Source organism: Actinocrinis puniceicyclus (genome assembly GCF_018283645.1).
Lineage (GTDB): Bacteria > Actinomycetota > Actinomycetes > Streptomycetales > Catenulisporaceae > Actinocrinis > Actinocrinis puniceicyclus.
Window position 1 is genome coordinate 21,751 of sequence record NZ_JAGSXH010000033.1, and the last position, 18,069, is coordinate 39,819.

Sequence of the window (18,069 nt, forward strand, 5' to 3'; positions counted from 1 at the left end):
ATCCCCATGGGAACCAGAGGCTGGAAGATCGACCCCGCCGGGCCGTTGCGCGGGGATGTGACCGTGCGCGGCTCGAAGAACGCGGTGACGAAGCACATGGTGGCTGCGATGCTGGGCGGCGGGCCTTGCACGATCAGCAACGCGCCGCGGGTCGGCGATGTGGAGATCACCGCCCAGATGCTGCGTGCCATCGGCTGCTCCGTGGAGCGGGATGGCGACATCCTGCGGATCGAGCGGACCGCCGCGCCGCAGTCGGCGGTGCCGCAGACCTTCACCGGACGCAACCGCATCCCGGTGCTGTTGCTCGGTCCGCTGCTCAACCTCACCGGCGAGGCGTTCGTGCCCATGGTCGGCGGCGACCAGATCGGTCCGCGGCCCCTTGATTTCCATATACAGGCGCTCACTTCGATGGGTGCTCAGATCACGGTCGACGACTCGGGCATCCACGCCGTCACGCGGCGGCTGCGCGGTACGAAGGTCGCTCTGCCTTATCCGAGCGTGGGCGCGACGGAGTCCGTCATTCTCTCCGCCGTGCTCGCGGAGGGCCGCACCGTGATCACGAACGCGGCGGTCGAACCGGAGATCCTGGAGCTCGCGCTGTTCCTGCAGCGCATGGGAGCCGGCATTCAGCTGCAACCGGACCGCAGAATCCTGATCGAGGGGGTCGAGCGGCTGCACGGCGCGGCGACCCGGCTGGCCGGGGACCGGCTGGAAGCCTTCAGTTACCTGGTCGCGGGGCTGCTTACGGGCGGTCAGGTGCGGGTGCACGGCTGCGCTCAGGACCGGCTCGTCACCGCGATCGAGACGCTGCGCAAGATGGGCGCGCAGTTCGAGATCGACGAGTCCTACATCACCGCCTCCGCGCCGGGCGGCCTGCGCTCGGCGGCGGTGAGCACGGGCACGCACCCGGGCTTCATGACGGACTGGCAGCAGCCGCTGCTGGTGCTGATGAGCCAGGCGCGCGGGCTGTCGGTGCTGCACGAGACGGTCTTCGAGAACCGGTTCGTCTACGTGGACGCGCTCAAGAAGCTCGGCTGCGAGATCGAGCTGTTCCCGATGTGCCTGGGCGGCAACGCCTGCCGCTTCCACGACACCAACCACCTGCATTCGGCCGTGGTGCACGGCCCGTCGAAACTAGTGGGCGCGCAGGTGCACGTGCCCGACGTGCGCACCGGCTACTCGTCGGTGATCGCGGCATCGATCGCGCAGGGACCCTCCGTGCTCCTCGACGTCGACTCGCTGGAACGCGGCTACGACGAACCGCTCGAGCGGCTCCAGTCGATCGGCATGGCGATCACGCCGGTCGAGGCCTGACCGCGGACCGGGCTCGGGCAAGGGCGGCTGGTACGGGCGCGTCCTGGCGGCCTGCGACCAATACGGCCAGTACCTACCCAAGGGCGGGGACCTTTCTCAGCACTCACTGCGCGCTTGCCCGCACCCGCCGGGGAGGCGGCACGCGATCAGAAACACGGCCGGGCTACGTTGCCGAGACCCGGTCAACGTCGGTCGGATACGGTGACAAGTGGAACCGGGGACGAACGACGGTGCGGCGCGATATGGCGCGGCCGGGACGGTGAGGCGCGGGCTGATGACCGGGGAGCAAAGCGCGAGCGAGGGCACCGAGTTCGAGCAGCACCGGCGCTACCTCGCCGCCGTCGCGTACCGGCTGCTGGGATCGCTGGCGGACGCCGAGGACGCGGTGCAGGACGCGTGGCTGCGCTGGCAGGCCGCGGACCAGTCCGCCGTGCGCGATCCGCGCGCTTATCTGACCACGATCGTCAGCCGGATCTGCTACGACCAGCTCGGTTCGGCGCGGGCGCGACGCGAGGCGTATTTCGGCGAGTGGCTGCCGGAGCCGCAGGTGTCGCACGCGCAGGTGGAGCCGGGGCCCGAGGACGCCGCGACGCTCGGCGAATCGGTCTCCTACGCGATGCTCGCGGTGATGGAGCAACTCGGCCCGGCCGAGCGGGTGGCCTTCGTACTGCACGACGTGTTCGCACTCGAATTCGGCGAGATCGCGCAGGCGCTGGGGCGCAGCCCGCAGGCCGTTCGGCAGCTCGCGTCGCGGGCGCGGCGGCGCGTGCGAGAGGACGCCGGGCCGCGCCGGGTGGACCGCGCCGAGCACCGCAAGGCGGTCGCGGCCTTCGCCGCGGCCACTCTCAACGGCGACATCCCGGGCCTGATGGCGGTGCTCGACCCCGACGTGGTGTGGCACTCGGACGGCGGCGGGGTGGTGCGCGCGGGCCGACGGCCGGTCGCCACGGCGCAGCGGGTGTCGCGGCTCGTCGCGGGGATCGTGGCCAAGTGGCCCGGCGGCCCGCGCACCGGCCTGCGGTTGCGCGAGGTGCAGGTCAACGGGCAACCGGGCCTGGCAGCGCTCGACGGCGCGGGGGCCGCGGTGGGCGTGATCGCCTTCGTGGTGGACGGCGGCCTGATCACCCGGGCCTACGTGATCGTCAACCCGGAGAAGCTGAGCGGCGTGGCGAACGGCGCGGTCAGCGCGTTACCGGCGCGCCGGTAGGCAGGCGGCCAGGACCCGTCCGGCCGGCCGGCCGATGCGTCAGCCGCCACTCACCGCGGCGATCACGTCGATGACACCGCCCGCGGGCACCGTGGTCTGCGCACCCGACAGAGTCCTGATATCGGCGCCGTCGACGTACACGTTGACGTGGCGGCGTATCGCGGCGTTCTCGTCGCGGATCCGCCGCTCCAGCGCGGGCAGCTCGGCGGCCACACGGTCGAGCACGCCGGAGACGGTCGTGGCCAGCTCGCCCGCGCCGAGCGCGACCCTTACCTCCCGGCGTCCGCCCGCGTATCCGGCCAGCGCGCCGGGAACGTGCAGGGTGACGTCCATCCCATCGGTCATTTCGCCGCGCCTCCTGAACTCGGCATCAGGCCCACGACACCGGCCGCGCCCGCGGCCCGCCCCGACCGTTCACGCAAGCGCGAGCACGCGCACGGACAGCACGTCGGGCAGGTTGGAGGCGACTCGCTCCCAGCGCCCGGCGCCACCCGCGTACAACTCGCCGGACCGGGTGCCGAAGTACAGCCCGAGCGGGTCGGCGGCGTCCGCGGTGAACGCATCACGCAGCACCAGCGAGTAGAACTCGCTCTCCGGCAGGCCGCTGCCGACCTCGGCCCAGCTCTCCCCCGCGTCCGTGGTGCCGTAGACGCGGCAGCGGAAGTCGGGGGTGAACCGGGAGTAGTCGGAGACCAGGGGGAACACGTACGCGTGCCCGCCGCGGTGCGGATCGGCGACGATCCCGAAGCCGAACTCCCCGGGCAGGCCCTGCGCGATGGAGACCCAGGTGCCGCCCCAGTCGTCGCTGCGGTAGACGCCGTTGTGGTTCTGCAGGTAAAGCCGCTCCGGGTTCTCAGCGTCCTGTGCGACCTTGTGCACACACTGGCCGAACTCGGGGTAACGCTGTTCCTCGGGCAGGAAGGTGGCTTTGATCCCGGTGTTCGCCGCAGCCCAGCTCTCCCCGCTGTCGTAGCTGCGGTAGACGCCGCCGGAAGACAGCGCGATCAGGATGCGCCGCGGGTCGACGGGGTGCGGCAGCACCGTGTGGATCGCCTGGCCACCGTAGCCGGCGCCCCACTGCGGGCGGTGCGGATGCTCCCACAGCGGCCGCACCAGTTCGAAGTTGATCCCACCGTCCTCGGAGCGGAACAGCGCGGCCGGTTCGGTGCCCGCGTACATCACGTCGGGATCGCTCGACGGGCCCGGCTGGATCTGCCAGACGCGGGCCAGCGCCGTCTCGACGTCCTTGGGAAACGCCACCGGCGCGTGGTCCGGTTCGCTCCAGCTCGCGCCGAGGTCGTCCGAGTGCAGAATCGTCGGACCCCAGTGCTCGCTGGTCGCCGAGGCGAACAGCCGGGGAGTGGGGCGGCGCGCGTCGATTCCGACCGCGTAGACGGCCGTCATCGGCAGGGCGAGCGGTTCGGTATGCCAGGATCCGCCACGTCGGCGCGCGAGCAGCAGGCCCTTGCGGGTCCCGGCGAGCAGCAGGGTATCGGTCATATCGCCCACCGTAGCCGCGCCCTCCGACAAACGCGCGGGGAACCGGCGGATCGGGTGTGACGGCTTCTCGCGGCCCGGGCGGCGCGCGATCCGGCCCGCCCGGGCGAAGCCTCCGCGGATCGTAAGGAATGAACCCCTGGTCCCGGCCCGGCCGTGGGAGAGGATGGAAGCGGATGACGGCCCGGCGGTGGGAAGACGAGCGAGGCACCCGAGAAGATGGACGACGCGGTGGTGGTGGGCGGTCGCAAACGGTTCGGCCGCGCGGGATTCGGCGGGATCGCGCTGGGCGCGCTCAGCGGACTGGTCGCGGGAGCCTGCGCGCTCGCGGCCGGGGAACTGGTCGCGGTCTTCGCGGGCGCGGCCAGCGCGCCGGGCGTGGCGGTCGGCGAGTGGGCGATCGACCTGGCGCCGACCGCGGTCAAGGAGTTCGCGATCCGCGAGTTCGGCACGCACGACAAGTCCGCGCTGCTGACCGGCGTGTACGTGGTCCTGGCGCTGATCTGCGCGGCGGCCGGGGTGCTCGCGCGGCGGCACCTGACGGCCGCCGGCTTCATCGCCGCCGGCTTCGGCGTGATCGGGATCCTCGCCGCGGCGACGCGTCCCGCCGCGAACACCGGCTCGTTGTTCCCTTCGCTGTGCGCCGGCGCCGTCGCGGTGTGGGTTCTGCTCTGGTTGACCAGGCTGGCCGCCGAGAGCGCGGCCGAGGACGCCGGCCCGACCGAGCGGCGCCGCTTCCTCGGGGCGCTGCTCGGCGCGGCGGCCGGGGCGGCCGTCGGCGGCTTCGGCGCGAAGAGTTGGATCGACTCGCGGTACAACGCGGCTCCCGCGCGCGCCGCGGTGAAGATTCCGGTACCCGCCCGACCTCTGCCTCCGGTCACTGCGGCAACCCATCCTGATGTGCCCGGACTCGGCCCGTTCTTCACACCCAACGCCTCGTTCTACCGCGTCGACACAGCGTTGTCGGTACCGCAGATCGACCCGTCGAAGTGGATGTTGCGTATCCGCGGGATGGTGGCCAGGCCGCTGGAACTGACCTTCGAACAGTTGCTCAAGCTGCCGTTGGAGGAACACGATCTCACGCTGACCTGTGTATCGAATCCGGTCGGCGGTCCTTACTGCGGTAACGCGCGGTGGATCGGCACGCCGCTGGCTCCGCTGCTGCGGCAAGCCGGGGTGAGGACGGGGGCCGATCAGATTCTCGCGACGTCGAGCGATGGGATGACGATCGGCACGCCGGTCAACGCGGTGCTCGACGGTCGTGAGGCGATGCTCGCGGTGGCGATGAACGGCCAGGCGCTGCCGATCGAGCACGGGTTCCCGTGCCGCATGCTGGTGCCCGGCCTCTACGGCTACGTCTCCGCGACCAAGTGGGTCGTCGACCTGGAGTTGACGACCTTCGCGTCGAGCGCGGGCTACTGGGTGGCACGCGGATGGGCGCAGCAGGCACCGGTGAAGACCGCGTCGCGGATCGACGTGCCGGGCGACGGCGCGTCCGTGTCGCAGGGCACGGTGACACTCGCCGGCACCGCCTGGGCGACGCACCGGGGCGTCGCGGCCGTGGAGGTGCGGATCGACGGCCAGTGGCGGGAGGCGGCGCTCGCGGCTTCGGACACGCCGGACACGTGGCGCCAGTGGTCGTACAAGTGGGAGAACGCGCCGCGCGGCAGCCATCGGGTCGCCGTGCGCGCGACTGACGGCACGGGAACGGTGCAGACTTCGGCGGTGCGGGACGTGGTGCCGGACGGGGCGAGCGGCTACCACGAGATCACCGTCAACGCCGTCTGACGACACGGCCGCGAGGATGCGCGCCCGAGCGGTTGCGGGCGCCTGACAAGATGCAGAGGTGAACCTGGATTCCGAACTGATACCCGAGGCGACGCGGAGGCCGGGCGCGGCGCTGCCGCGTCTGGTGGCCACCGACCTCGACGGCACGCTGTTGCGTTCGGATGGCACCGTCTCGGACCGAACGTGCGCGGCACTCGCGGCGTGCACGGCCGCGGGTGTCGAAGTGCTCCTGGTCACGGCGCGGCCGCAGCGCATGGTGCTGGAGTTGGCGCGGCGCATCGGCTGCACGGCGACGGCGATCTGCGCGAACGGCGCGGCGGTGCTCGACGTCGTGACGGGTCTCACGCGCCTGGTGCACTCGTTCACGGTCGAGCAGGCGCTCTCGATCATCGCCGATCTGCGCGCCGTGCTGCCGCCGGGGACCGGCTTCGCCCTGGAGACCGGCGGAGAGGTGTTCAGCGAGCCGACGTTCCGGCCCGGCTTGGCCTCCGCGCACAACCGCACCGTCACCGCGGACCTCGCCGCGGCGCGGCCGGCCGGCGGCCGTTATGTCAAGGTGCTGGCGCGCGATGACGCGGCGGCGGCCGACGCCATGCTCGCGGCTGCGCGTGCGGTGCTGGGAGACCGTGCCGAGGCCTCGCACTCCGGCGGCCGCGGCCTGGTGGAGATCGCACCGCCCGGGGTGACGAAGGCGGGAACGCTGGCGTGGCACTGCGAACTGCTCGGCATCGCCGCGGCGCAGGTCGTCGCGTTCGGTGATATGCCGAACGACCTGCCGATGCTGACATGGGCTGGTACTGCCTACGCCGTGGCCAATGCGCACGCGGATGTGCTTGCCGTGGTAGACCGCGTTACCGCATCGAACGATGAGGACGGCGTCGCGGCGGCGCTTGAGGCACTTCTTGCGGCAGGCGGACCGCAATCGGCTTGATCGGTTGATAACGATCAAGTGAAACAGTTGCCTGCCAACCCTGATGGCAGCAGGATTCCGCAGGTGAGCATCGACGGCGAGGAGATCGCCACCGCGGCGGCGGGGTCGGCACTGGTGGCCTTCGCGTGTCCGGAATGCGGCTGGACGGGCGAGTTCGATCAGCGGTTCAGCCGCCGTGGCGAACGCCCGCGGCCAGGCCGGGCAAACGCGGTAGGTTCGGCGGGAGCCGCACAAGAGCGCGCGGATAACACGGGCCAAACCCGAGCGCGCCTCGGCGTTGCGTGCTACCCGTCGAGTTCGAGCTCGTAGTAGAGCAGTTCGCGATCTTGGCGCACGAGCCGGAACCCTGACTTGACCAGCACTCGCTGCGACGCGGCGTTGTCGTGGTTCGTGTCGGCCGCGAGGCTGGCGACATCGGCGTGGGCGCGGCAGAAGTCGATGAGCGCGTGCACCGCCTCGGTCGCATAGCCGTTGCCCCAGCTCATCGGCACCAGCCCGTAGCCGATCGTGACCTGCCGTCTCGCATCGGGCGGCCCATGGAATCCGATGGTGCCGATGGCCGTGCCGTCCATGCGGCGGTCGATGCGGTAACAGGTGAACGGATCGTGATCGGGCTGCACCGGCGGCACGGCGGCCAGGCGGGCCTCAGCCCTGGCCTTGGCGGCGTTCACCGCCATGCGCGCGGCGTCGCGGTCTCCGTGGCCGGGAAAGCCGTCCGCCCACACGTCGTCCGGCCCGGCGACCCCGCCGACGACGCGCGCGGCCTCCGCGAGAGTCAAGGGGTGCAGGACGAGACGGGTCGTGATCAGATCAGTCATCACGGGCATTCAAACCGTTGGCTGCGCGGGGCGCAACGACATTGCCCAAGTGTGGCGGATCGGTGCCGATCAGCGCCGAAGCAGGTCCTTGCGCACCTTCCCCATTGCGTTACGCGGCAGTCCCTCGACGAAAGTCACCGCGCGGGGACGCTTGTGCGCCGACAGGCTCCGCGCGACGAAGTCGATCAGATCAGATTCGGTAACGCCGTCCGCGACGACGAACGCGGCGACGCGCTGTCCGAGGTCGTCGTCCGACACGCCGATCACCGCGGCCTCACGCACGGCGGGATGCGCAAGCAGCGCATTCTCCACCTCGCCGGCACCGATGCGGTAACCGCCCGACTTGATCAGGTCAGTGGACGCGCGGCCGACGATGCGGTGGATGTTGTCCGCGCCGATCACCGCCATGTCGCCGGTGCGGAACCAATCGTCGTGGGTGAAGCTCGCCGTGGTCGCGTCGGGGCGGCCGAGGTAACCGGAGAAGACGGTCGAACCGCGCACCTGTAATTCACCGACGGTCTTGCCATCGTGCGCGACCGGGGAGCCGTCCTCGGCGACAAGGCGCGTGGTGACGCCGGTGACCGCGCGTCCTACCGTGCCCGGTTGCCGGCCCGCGTCGTCCGCGCGCGTCGAGAGCGTGATGAGGGTTTCGGTCATGCCGTATCGCTCGACGGCGCGGTGCCCTGTGAGCGCCTCGAGTTCGGCGAAGACCGGCGCGGGCAACGCGGCCGAACCGGAGACCAGCAGCCGCGCGGACGCGAGCGCCCTGGCCGCGGCGGGCTCGGCGCAGGTGCGGGCCCAGACCGTCGGTACACCGAAATAAAGGGTGCCCGGCGCGCTCTCGTTGCTCGCAGCCGCCGCGTAGCCGGCCGGGTTCGGCCGACCGGTGTGCACGAGCCGCGAACCGGTACGCAGCGCGCCCAGTACGCCCAGGACGAGGCCGTGAACGTGGAAGAGCGGCAAGCCGTGCACGAGGGTGTCCTCGGCGGTCCACTGCCAGGCGTCGGCGAGCGCGTCCAGGTCGGCCGCGATGGCACGCGCGGTGATCGGGACGCCCTTGGGCGCCCCGGTGGTGCCCGAGGTGTAGAGGATGAGCGCGGGCGAGTCGGGTGACGGCTCGGGGAAGGAGACATGGCCGGGGGCTCGCGCGGCCGCGTCGACCGGCACGACTTCGAGGCCGCAGTCGGGCCACAGATCGGCGTCGGCGGCCAGCAGCAGTGCGGAGCGGGAGTCGCGCAGCACGTGGTCACGTTCGGCCGGTCCGCAGTCCGGAGGTACGGGCACCACGGGCACTGCGGCGAGCAACCCTGCGACGACCGCGACGACGGTTTCCAGTCCCGGCGCCGCGTGCACGGCGACCGCCTCAGCGCCGGTGATGCGCGCAGCGACCGCGTGCGCGGCATCGAACAGATGCGCGCGGGTAAGGGCGCGGCCGGCCATCCGGATCGCATCGGGTTCATCGGCGGTCGCACTCGTCAGGCTCGGCAGGAGGCGCATTCCGCCACCGTACCCGGGGCCGGGTGAGGCGCGGCGCACGGGACGCGGTCGCCGTATGGGGACAGGTCGCGCTTCGCCGCGATCCGCTGAGCACACTGAGCACACTGAGCACGCTGCCGCGAGATGATAGGGCGCATGCGGCTTGTAGTTCCGTCCGGCGAGATATCGCTGGCCGAGGTAGCGTCGGTCGAACCCGGTTGGCGCAAGGACTGGCGCGGTGCGCTCGAAGATGCTGTGACGCTGTGGGAAGGCGCCGCACTCGCGGAAGTACTCGGACTGATCGAGCAGCTGCCCGAAAGCGGGGGGATGCGCTGTTTCACGCCGCGGTTCGGTATACGCCTGCATGACGCGTCGGTGGCGCGCGCCGAAGTGTACTTCTGCTTTCACTGCCACTGGGCGGTGATGGTCGACCTGCTGAATCCGGGACGCCGGGAGGTGTGGGAGACCTTTGATCCCGACAGCGATCCGGCCCGTGAGCTGTTGCACCGCTTCCGAAGCCGCGTCGCCGGCACGACCGTCGACTCCGGCGGCTGAGGTCACCGAGCGGCGGTCACGCGGTGCCCGCCGAGGTGCGCGAGAACCGCCTGATGGGCTTCCCAGCCGTCCGGGAACTTCACCGGCACACCGAGGTGGACCGGTTCGGTGTGCGGATGCGCGTCGAGAAGTTCGGGGATGCCGGCGCGCGAGACGACGATGCACGCGTGCCGGTGCCGCGAGAGCAGCACGCACAGCCGACCGGTCTCCAGGTGGAACGCGGTCGCGTCGCGCCGGCCCGACAAGGGATGCAGAACAATGCAGACGTCGTATTCGCGGCCCTGGAGCCGGTTCGCGGTGTCGACGGTCACCGCGGCCAGGTCCGCGCCGTGCCGGTCCAGCGCGGCGCGGATTCCCGCCGCCTGGTCGCGGTGCGCGGCACCGATCGCGACGCGGTCCGCGGTGACCGGCCGGCCCCCAGGGTATCCGGGGTCGAATACGCTCGCCTCGCGGCGCACGAGCCGCGCCGCGAGGCGGGCGCAGGCGTCCACCGCCTCGGTGTCGGTGCGCACGGTGTGCCGGGCCGGCAGCTCGTAGAGCGCCCAGCCGGTCTCCGCGGCGAGATCAAGGGCCTGATCGATCGGTCCGGAATCGGCGGGCCCTGCGACCGTTGCCGCGCCGGGCAGCTTCATCGCACGGTCCTGCGGTGCGCTGCCCGCCTCGAAAGGGGTGAAGGGATAGAACGCGCGGCACACGAGCGGCGCCGCGGTGGCCGGCAGGCGCCAGGAGTAGGGCAGGCGGTGCACCGGCAGCCGCGGGTTGTGCGCACGCACGACCGCCACGGCGCTGTCGGTCGGATCCCAGGGCGATCCGGCCCAGCGCTCGCCGTCGATGGTGGCGAAGGGGTCGAGCTGGCCGGGATCGCCGACGAACAGCGCGGTGCCGTCGGCGAAACGCGGGGCGATCGCCAGCAGGCCGTCCGAGCGCATCTGGTACGCCTCGTCGAGGATCGCCCAGCGCCAGCCCCCGGCCGGCCGCTCCGGCTGCGCGGTCCTGGCCCATTTCGCGGCGGTCGCGACGGTCACCGCGGGCGCGCCGAGGTCGGCGACCTTGCCCGCGACGGTGACCGAGTCGTCGGCCGCGTGCGGGCCACCGGTGTGGCGCGCGACCCGCTGCGTCGGCACGTATCCGGACGCCGACAGCCGGCCGATCGTCAGGCCCCTGCCGGACCCCGGAGCGCCGTGCGCGGCGGCCAGCCGATCGACCAGGTCGTCGACCTGCTCGTTGGTCTGCGCCACCACCATGACTGGCTCCCCGGTGTCCGCCAGCCGTCCGGCCAGCTCGACCACGAGGGTCGACTTGCCCGCGCCGGGCGGGGAGTCCACGATGACGCCGCGATGCCCGGCGCCGAGCAGGTCCGCGGTGACCGCGTCGATCACCGCGCGCGCGGCGGCGGAGCGTTCGGCGGACGATCCGGTCATCAGTGCCAGTCCTCGTCGTGGTCGGCGCCGGCCGGGGTGTACTGCGCGGGCGGGCCGCCGTGCGTCCACGGCGTCTGCTCCGGGTCCGGCAGCGGCGGCGGCGGGAAGAACTCCGCGGCCAGCACCGTCGCGTAACAGCGCGACTCGCCCGGTTCGGGCACGGAACCCTCGTCCGGCACGGCCTTGCGTCCCATGTCGTTGGAGAGTTCGAGCTCGACGACGCAGTCCGCGCCCTGCCGGGTGACCGACACTATCGACGGACGCTGATTCGGCCGCTGCGGGCAGGCCACTTTCGTACCCTGACGCAGCACCACCTGGTCGGCGGTGCGCAGCCACACGCGCGGGCGCGGCTTCGGGGTCCGGCCGCTGGTGTCGCGGCGTTCCGCGTCGACGGCGACGACGGTCCCGGCGAACGCCTCCCCGGTGACCCGGTAGGCCGCGAGCATCAGCGGGTCGTCGAGCGCGCGCTGCTTGTCGTAGGCCTCCTGGGCGGCTTCGAGGTCGGCGAGGCGCCGGGCCGCGGCCACCGCCGACTCGCGGCGCGGCTGCGGCGGCGCGCCCTCGTCCACGGCGCGGGCGAAGTCGGTGAACCGGCCGCGGTCCACCCTCCACCGGTGCTCGTCGTGCCCGGCCTCCGGCAGCGCGCGCAGCAGGTCCAGGCCCTGCCACAGCAGATCCCAGGTGGGCTGGAGCCGGCCGCGCAGCGCCTCGCGCAGGGCCCGCCGCGCGGCGTGAGCGGCGTCCGCATCGCCCTCGGCCCGCTGTTGCGCGGCGATCAGCGCACTGAGCACCCCGGTGTCGAACTCGGGGTCCGTCGCCGGGCCCGCGGACGGCCAGCGGTCCGGGTCCTCGGCCAGCGCGGCGGCCTGCGGCCCGGTCAGGCCCGCTCCTGCCGGGCCGAAGCGGTCCGGCACGATCCAGGCCAGCAGGGCGGCGAGGTGCTGGTCCTCCAGCGCGCTCTGCCCGGTGGCCCAGTGCGCCGCGAGCACCTCGGTCAGCGCGAGGCACACCGAGGAGCCCGCGGTGGGCGCGCGATCCTGCGCGAACCAGGTCAGGTAGCGCCCGAGCACCGGCACCAGCGGGTCGACCGGATAAGGCCCCTGCGCCGAGCGGAACCGGGCAGAGCGCCCGAGCAGCCGCATCGCCTCGATACCGCCCGGGTTCGGCACAACCAGCTGTGGGGCGTCCAGGTGGCGCTCCCACTGCTCGTGGTTGCGCGTGGCCTCCACCAGTTCGGTCTCGCCGCGGCACTGCGCCACGTGATCGAGCACGATGCGCGCCAGTTCGGCGAGGAAGACGAATCGCTGGTCGCGGTCACGTGGCTGGTCGACGACGAGCAGCCGCGGATCGGTGCGGTCCGTGCCGACGAGGGCGGCCAGCGGCGCCGCGGCCTCGCCGGCCATGAGTACGGGCACGAACACCAGCGGCCGCGCGGACAGGTGCACGTGCCGCACCGTGGCGAGCGGTACGGCCCGCCCGGCTTCGAACGCTTCGACCCGGGCGAGCGCGGCCAGGGCGCTCACGCGCTCGCCCCGTGCTTCCCGGTGCCGCCGTTCCCGGCCGCGCTCACGCCGGCCTGGGCGAGTGCCTCGCGGCGGGCCCGGCGCGCGGCGTTGAGCAGCCGCGCGGCCTCGGCCAAGTCGCCGTCGCCGACATCGCCGACATCGCCGCCGTCACAGCCGCTGTCCGCACTGTCGTAGCCGCCCGGGCTCGCACAAGCTGCGCGTTCGCTGAGGGCCAGGACGTCCCGCATCGTGCCGAGCCCGCCGAGCGCGTCGCGTACCGCACGTCCGAGCAGGTCGGTCGATCCGGTGACACGCGCCTCGTCCCGGCAGTAGAACGCCATGTCGCAGCGCGAGATGCACTCGGGGGCATATCTGGCCCGGACGGCAGCCACCGCCTCGCCGAGCTGCGCCGCGCTGCGTGACGGCCGACCGGCGGCATCCGCGGACAGGTCGAAGCTCAGATCGGGCTCCAGACCGTCGAGCAGCGCACCGATGCGCGGCAGCCGCTCGAGTTGGCGGCGCACGGCCGCCAGCTGCCTGCGCACGTCGATCAGCGTGGCGCACGGCGCGTTGCCGAAGTCTTTCGGGCAGATCAGCACCACGTCGGTAGCCACCAGATCGTCCGGCAGCCCGAGCCCGGCCAGCAGCCGCTGGAACGCGAGCACGTACACAGCCGCCTGGGTCGCGGCCTCGGCGACCTTCATCGGGTCGGCGTGCCCGTCGATCACCGCGAAGGACTTGATCTCGGCGAGATACCAGCGCCACCGCTGCGAGCCGTCGCGGCCCCGGGCCCGCAGCGCGACCAGGTCCGGCTCGACATACGCGGCGCGGCCGCCGACCTCCAAGCGCAGCAGCGGGTGGTCGGCCAGCAGCGGCGCCGCCTGCGGATCGCGGGCCGCTGCCACGACCAGGTCACGGGTGCGCCGGTAGCGCTCCTCCCGGTCGCCGCGGCTCAGGTCGATCAGGCCCGGATCCGCCGGGCCGGCGCCGTCGACAGGCTGGTCAGGACCCTGATCATCTTGGGCCGGGCGCAGGCCGAGTTCGTCGCGCAGCAGGGCGAGCAGCGCCGCACCGCCGTCGGACTTGACCAGCCGTTCGAAGGCGTTGCCCCGGCTGATCGCGAACGGCGACTGGCCGAAGCGCGGACCGAAGCCGATCCGCTCGGCCAGCGCCCGCTTGTCCACTCCGGCCGCGTCCAGCACCGCGCGGCGCGTGCAGCCGGGGTTGGCGGTCAGCGCCGCGAGGGTACGCGCGTCGTGGTGGCGAGACGGCACCGGCCCGCGCAGTTCGGCGAGCCGGTCCGCGACGGATGACGTGGTCATGGCGGCCATGGTGGTCCCCTACCTTAGCGGGACCGGCCACCACGCGGATGAGCCTGCCGCGGTAGGCACTACCGGCAAACATCCAACCGAGCGGCACCCCACGAGCCGACTGGCATCCCACGACTACTTGCAAACGATGCCGCGCGGTACGAACCGGCGGACCTACACCGTCTCGCCCTCGCTGGTGGGCCTCGTCTACGCCGTGTTACCGCGCAGCGCCTCGCGCGATCCCGTCAGCTTCGCCCGCGCGGCCCAGTCGCTTCGGTCGCCCGATCGCCCCGATCGCTTCGCCCTGCGTCATCGTCGGCCGGCCGCAATTCACGCAGCAGCGCCCGCACACCGTCGCGGTAGGTCGGCACCATCGGCCGCCAGCCGAGCTGCGCTTTCGCCTTGGCGTTGGACAGGCGCAGCGATTGCCGCGTCATCAGCACTCCGCCGTACGGCGCGGCCAGCCGCAGCAGCGCGCCGGGCAAGCGCAGCGGCCTGGGCAGGCCGAACGCCGCAGCGACCGCGTCCACCATCACGCCCCACCGCACCGGTTCGTCGTCGACGATGTTGTAGACCTGCCCGGGTTCTGACCTGTCGAGCGCCGCGACCGTTGCGGCGGCTGCGTCGTCGATATACACGAAGGACGCGTACGAACCGCCGCCGCGCGGCACGGGCATCTGGCGCTTGCGCAGGCTCTCAAGCATGCCGGCGACGCTGGCCGGGCCGTAGAAACCGCCGTACCGCAGCACGATCCCCTCGACTCCCGGCGCGCCGAGCACCTGCTGCTCGGTGGAGCGCATCGCCTGCCAGGAGGGTTCGAGCCTGCCGCCTGCGGCCGGGGCGAACGCGTCCTGTTCGGTCAGCAGCCTGCTGCCGTCGTGCAGGCCGTAACCGCCGAAGAAGGACTGCGTCAGGAAGCGCCGCGCGCCGACCTCAGCGGCGGCGGCCAGCAGGTTCGCCGTACCCTCCACCCGCAGCCGGTTGGTCACCTCCAGGTCGCGCGGGCGCAGCGGCATTTTCTTGAGTGATGTCAACTGATGGATGACGGCGTCCGCGCGGACGCCACGCAGCGCGCGCAGCAGGCCGTCGCGGTCGAGCGCGTCGGCGATGACGCTCGACGCGCCGAGGTCCCACAGCAGCCCCGCTCCCGCCTCGGTGCGCGTGATGCCGACGACTTCGTGCCCGGCCGCGGCCAGGCGGCGCACCAGCGGCACGCCGAGAGTTCCGGTCGCCCCGGCGAGCAGTACCTTCATGATCCGCTCCCTCGTCTTCTCGGTGGTTCATGACGAAGACGAGGCGGCACGCCGGAATGTGACGTGGCCTGCGTCACACCCTCAGCGCTGGTCGGGTTCCCGGGCGATCCCGAACAGCGGCAGCTTGAACACGGAAGGCGGCGGCTCGTCGATACCGAGCCGCGCGTACGCCTGGCGCGCGGTCAGCGAGATCATTCTCAGTGCTCTGCTGAGGAAGAACACCGCGAGCGGCAGTTCGATCAGCACCGCGGAGGCCACCGACCACCACACTCCGGCCGTGCCGAGGTCGAGCGTCACGTCGAACCACGCGTCACACACCAGCAGGGTCGCGGTCACGATGGCGCCCGGGATCACCGCCTGCCGACCGCGCCAACCCAGATACACGGTCGCCCCCAGGGCCAGCAGCAGCAGGCCGTCGAACCCGGTCCAGGTGAGCCGCCAGTGGTTCGCACGGTGCTGGTCGGGCAGGCTCAGCCCCAGGAACACGGTCCACGGCACCAATACCGCGACACACGTCAGCACGAGCCTCAGCCCGCGCCTGCGCTGACGGCGGACGTATTCGGCACTGAGCGGCAACCCGTCGCGCTCGGACGCGCTGGGCCACAGTGGTGGAGTTGAACGGTCCGCCCAGCGCCGCATCGCGCTCCTCCCGCCTGCCCCGGCCGCCGGCGTGGCGACCGCGGGTCAGTAGTCCCCGGCAACGACGTTACGCAGCGTCTCACCGCGCGCCCAGCTGATCAGGTTCTCCCGGACGACGGCGAACGCCCGCTCGCGGTTCTCCGGGACGAGCGAGCCGATGTGCGGGGTGATGAAGACGCCCGGCGCGGACCACAGCGCGTGCCCGTCCGGCAGCGGCTCGGGGTCGGTGACGTCCAGATACGCCCGAACCTTGCCGCGCTCGGCGGCGGCGATCAGTGCCTCGGTGTCCGCGACCAGCCCGCGCGCGCCGTTGACCAGCAACGCGCCGGGCTTCATCAGGGTCAGGAACTCCTCGTCGATCAAGCCCTGGGTCTGCGCGGTCAGCGGCGTGAGCACGACGACGATGTCCGCGCCCGGCAGTAGGACCGAAAGTTCGCTGATCCCGTCCACGCCCTCACGCGGGCGCCGGGCGACCCTGCGCACTTCGACTCCGAAAGGCAGCAGGTACTTCTCAAGGCACTGCGCGATGGAGCCGTATCCGACGAACAGTACCCGCGACCCGCCGAGCACGCGCACCTGGCGCGGCTCCCATCGGCCGCGCGCCTGTGCGGCCGCGTGGTGCGGGATCTCCTTGTAGACGGCCAGGATCCCGGCGAGCATGAGCTCCGCCATCAGATCGTCGTACGCGCCCCGCACGCTGCACAGGGTGACCTCGGCGGGGATCAGGTCGACTATCCAGTCCACGCCGGAGGTCAGCGCCTGGACCAGGTCGAGCCGGCTCGCGGATGCGATCAATGTCTTGAGATCGTATCCGTCGTCGGCCTGGTTGCGCACCAGCGGCGGGATGAGCACCCGCACCTCAGCGAGCCGCTGGTCGGCGAGCGGGTCGGCCGGGATCTCGACGATCTCCAGCTGTGCGCGCGCGTCCCGCGGCAGATCGTTCAAGTCCGCGAGGGTACCGGGCGCCGTCCACACCAACCTGCGCTCATCCACGTCCCCATCCTAGGCCTGACCTAGGCCTGGCCTAGGTGCCCTGGCGGCTCTGCCAACGCGCGCGGCCGTCCGATCACGCGGCCGGGCCGCATCAGTAGCCGACCGGGGACCACGGCGCGATCGCGGTCTGGAACATGGCGGACAGTCGCGCCACCGCGCCCGCGTTGTGCTCGTCGATCATGCCGAGCGCGGCGAACCGGCCGGCCGTGAAGCCGCCGAGGTAGATCGCGGCGAGCACCGCGGCCGGCAGCGTGACATCAGCGGACTCGCCGGTGGCGGTGCAGGTCGCGCCGTCCGGGCCGCCGTCGAGGGCGAAAGTGCCGTCGGCGTATCCGTCCTTGTCCACGACCCGTAGCACGATCCGCCCGGGTACCTCGTAGCGGCGCGCGGCCAGCGCGGCGGGAGCGTCGAGCACTCGGATCCACTCGCCGTCCGCCTGGTTGTCGGCCCAGGCGACGCGCCGGTTCACCAGCAGCTCACGCCACAACTCGTCCTCGCGGCGCATCACCGGCGCGCGCACTTCGCTCACCCAGTCGTGGTCGGCCAGGTACTTCCACAACCGGGCCTCGTACTCGACGGTCAACGCGAACAGGTCCCTCGCCTCGACGACGTTGTCGGGACGGTCGTGCGTCCATCGCTCCTCGTCGAACTTGTAACGCATATAGCCGACGACGTGACCGTCCCTGTCGCGGCACAGCGCGTAGAGGTCGTGTTTCGGCACGGAACCGCCCTCACGCGGCACCAGGCCGAGATGGCGTTCCCACAGCTCGCGGGGACGGCTGACCGCACCGGGAGTGAGAGCGCGTAACCGATCGTAGAGCTTGAAGCCTTCCTCGCAGACGGTCTCCGCGTCGACGAGTTCGACCGAACCGGGTAGTTCACGCGCGAATGTCGCGGCACGCGCGTCAAGGTGCCAATTGGCCGTGGTCGTGGCGGCCCCGAAGCCGAAGCGGCCGTAGATCGGGTACTCGGCCGCGTAGAGCCCGGCGAGAGGTTCGCCGCGCTCCTTCGACGCACTCAGCGCGCCGGCCAGCATCCGGGAGAGCAGACCGTTGCGGCGGTGCGTCGGGGCGACGGTGACGGCGCTGATTCCGGCGAGCGGCACAAAGGCGCCGCCGGGGACGGTCAGTTCCATCTCGATCGAGCGCAGCGTGCCGACCGGCTTTCCCGCGTCGAACGCCCCCCAGCAGCGATCCAGGTCGAACCAGCGACGCCGGCGTGGCCCGTCGCCGCGGTTCTGCGGCGTCAAGAAACCGATGTCGATCGCGTCGCTCCACGCATCGAACTCCTCATCGTTGACCTTGCGCACGTCAAACGTCATGAGCGCAACGTATCCCCGGCTGTGGCGATCCGCGAATGGAT

General features: G+C 72.0%; 16 protein-coding genes. 5 read left to right on the forward strand and 11 right to left on the reverse strand.

Features of this window, described 5'->3' with window-relative positions:
* Positions 1-6 precede the first annotated feature (6 nt).
* Together murA and sigJ are read left to right on the forward strand one after the other, a co-directional pair.
* Entirely contained in the window at positions 7-1,314 is a 1,308-nt protein-coding gene (gene murA / locus KGA66_RS11760) for a UDP-N-acetylglucosamine 1-carboxyvinyltransferase (protein ID WP_211467692.1), read from the forward strand.
* Between the two features lie 274 nt (positions 1,315-1,588).
* Complete coding sequence (gene sigJ, locus KGA66_RS11765) at positions 1,589-2,521, forward strand: RNA polymerase sigma factor SigJ (RefSeq protein ID WP_211467694.1); 933 nt, start codon at positions 1,589-1,591, stop codon at positions 2,519-2,521.
* A 39-nt stretch (positions 2,522-2,560) separates the two neighbouring features.
* Here the strand turns inward: sigJ and KGA66_RS11770 are convergent, their stop codons facing one another.
* Positions 2,561-2,866 carry a MoaD/ThiS family protein gene (locus KGA66_RS11770; protein ID WP_211467696.1) on the reverse strand — a complete coding sequence of 102 codons (306 nt, stop codon included), beginning with the start codon at positions 2,864-2,866 and terminating at the stop codon, positions 2,561-2,563.
* 69 nt (positions 2,867-2,935) lie between these two features.
* On the reverse strand, positions 2,936-4,021 hold the full coding sequence (locus KGA66_RS11775) for a WD40/YVTN/BNR-like repeat-containing protein (protein WP_211467698.1): 1,086 nt from the start codon (positions 4,019-4,021) through the stop codon (positions 2,936-2,938).
* Positions 4,022-4,237: 216 nt separating this feature from the next.
* Between KGA66_RS11775 and KGA66_RS11780 the strand changes: the two genes are divergently transcribed.
* The gene (locus KGA66_RS11780; protein WP_211467700.1) at positions 4,238-5,806 is read left to right on the forward strand and encodes a molybdopterin-dependent oxidoreductase; all 1,569 of its coding nucleotides are present in this window, start codon (positions 4,238-4,240) and stop codon (positions 5,804-5,806) included.
* A gap of 58 nt (positions 5,807-5,864) precedes the next feature.
* Positions 5,865-6,737: an HAD family hydrolase gene (locus KGA66_RS11785; protein WP_211467702.1), complete on the forward strand. Its 873-nt coding sequence runs from the start codon at positions 5,865-5,867 to the stop codon at positions 6,735-6,737.
* 284 nt (positions 6,738-7,021) lie between these two features.
* On the opposite strand, the gene KGA66_RS11790 is transcribed toward KGA66_RS11785, so the two are convergent.
* Positions 7,022-7,555: a GNAT family N-acetyltransferase gene (locus KGA66_RS11790; RefSeq protein ID WP_211467704.1), complete on the reverse strand. Its 534-nt coding sequence runs from the start codon at positions 7,553-7,555 to the stop codon at positions 7,022-7,024.
* Between the two features lie 69 nt (positions 7,556-7,624).
* Positions 7,625-9,052 (reverse strand): AMP-binding protein, encoded by a 1,428-nt coding sequence (locus tag KGA66_RS11795; RefSeq protein WP_211467706.1) that lies wholly within the window; start codon positions 9,050-9,052, stop codon positions 7,625-7,627.
* 234 nt (positions 9,053-9,286) lie between these two features.
* Between KGA66_RS11795 and KGA66_RS11800 the strand changes: the two genes are divergently transcribed.
* Positions 9,287-9,586 carry a hypothetical protein gene (locus KGA66_RS11800; RefSeq protein WP_211467708.1) on the forward strand — a complete coding sequence of 100 codons (300 nt, stop codon included), beginning with the start codon at positions 9,287-9,289 and terminating at the stop codon, positions 9,584-9,586.
* Between the two features lie 2 nt (positions 9,587-9,588).
* Here the strand turns inward: KGA66_RS11800 and KGA66_RS11805 are convergent, their stop codons facing one another.
* The 7 genes from KGA66_RS11805 to KGA66_RS11835 form a co-directional block, all read right to left on the reverse strand.
* On the reverse strand, positions 9,589-11,007 hold the full coding sequence (locus tag KGA66_RS11805) for an AAA family ATPase (protein WP_211467710.1): 1,419 nt from the start codon (positions 11,005-11,007) through the stop codon (positions 9,589-9,591).
* Positions 11,007-12,530: a hypothetical protein gene (locus KGA66_RS11810; RefSeq protein ID WP_211467712.1), complete on the reverse strand. Its 1,524-nt coding sequence runs from the start codon at positions 12,528-12,530 to the stop codon at positions 11,007-11,009. The genes KGA66_RS11805 and KGA66_RS11810 overlap by 1 nt, the downstream gene beginning before the upstream one ends.
* The gene (locus tag KGA66_RS11815; protein WP_211467714.1) at positions 12,527-13,834 is read right to left on the reverse strand and encodes a hypothetical protein; all 1,308 of its coding nucleotides are present in this window, start codon (positions 13,832-13,834) and stop codon (positions 12,527-12,529) included. The genes KGA66_RS11810 and KGA66_RS11815 overlap by 4 nt, the downstream gene beginning before the upstream one ends.
* Before the next feature lie 233 nt (positions 13,835-14,067).
* Positions 14,068-15,075 carry an NAD-dependent epimerase/dehydratase family protein gene (locus tag KGA66_RS11820; protein ID WP_211467716.1) on the reverse strand — a complete coding sequence of 336 codons (1,008 nt, stop codon included), beginning with the start codon at positions 15,073-15,075 and terminating at the stop codon, positions 14,068-14,070.
* Between the two features lie 81 nt (positions 15,076-15,156).
* The gene (locus KGA66_RS11825) at positions 15,157-15,597 is read right to left on the reverse strand and encodes a hypothetical protein (protein WP_211467718.1); all 441 of its coding nucleotides are present in this window, start codon (positions 15,595-15,597) and stop codon (positions 15,157-15,159) included.
* 162 nt (positions 15,598-15,759) lie between these two features.
* Positions 15,760-16,707 carry an NAD(P)-dependent oxidoreductase gene (locus KGA66_RS31560; RefSeq protein ID WP_211467720.1) on the reverse strand — a complete coding sequence of 316 codons (948 nt, stop codon included), beginning with the start codon at positions 16,705-16,707 and terminating at the stop codon, positions 15,760-15,762.
* Positions 16,708-16,798: 91 nt separating this feature from the next.
* Positions 16,799-18,028 (reverse strand): GNAT family N-acetyltransferase, encoded by a 1,230-nt coding sequence (locus tag KGA66_RS11835; protein WP_211467722.1) that lies wholly within the window; start codon positions 18,026-18,028, stop codon positions 16,799-16,801.
* Positions 18,029-18,069 lie beyond the last annotated feature (41 nt).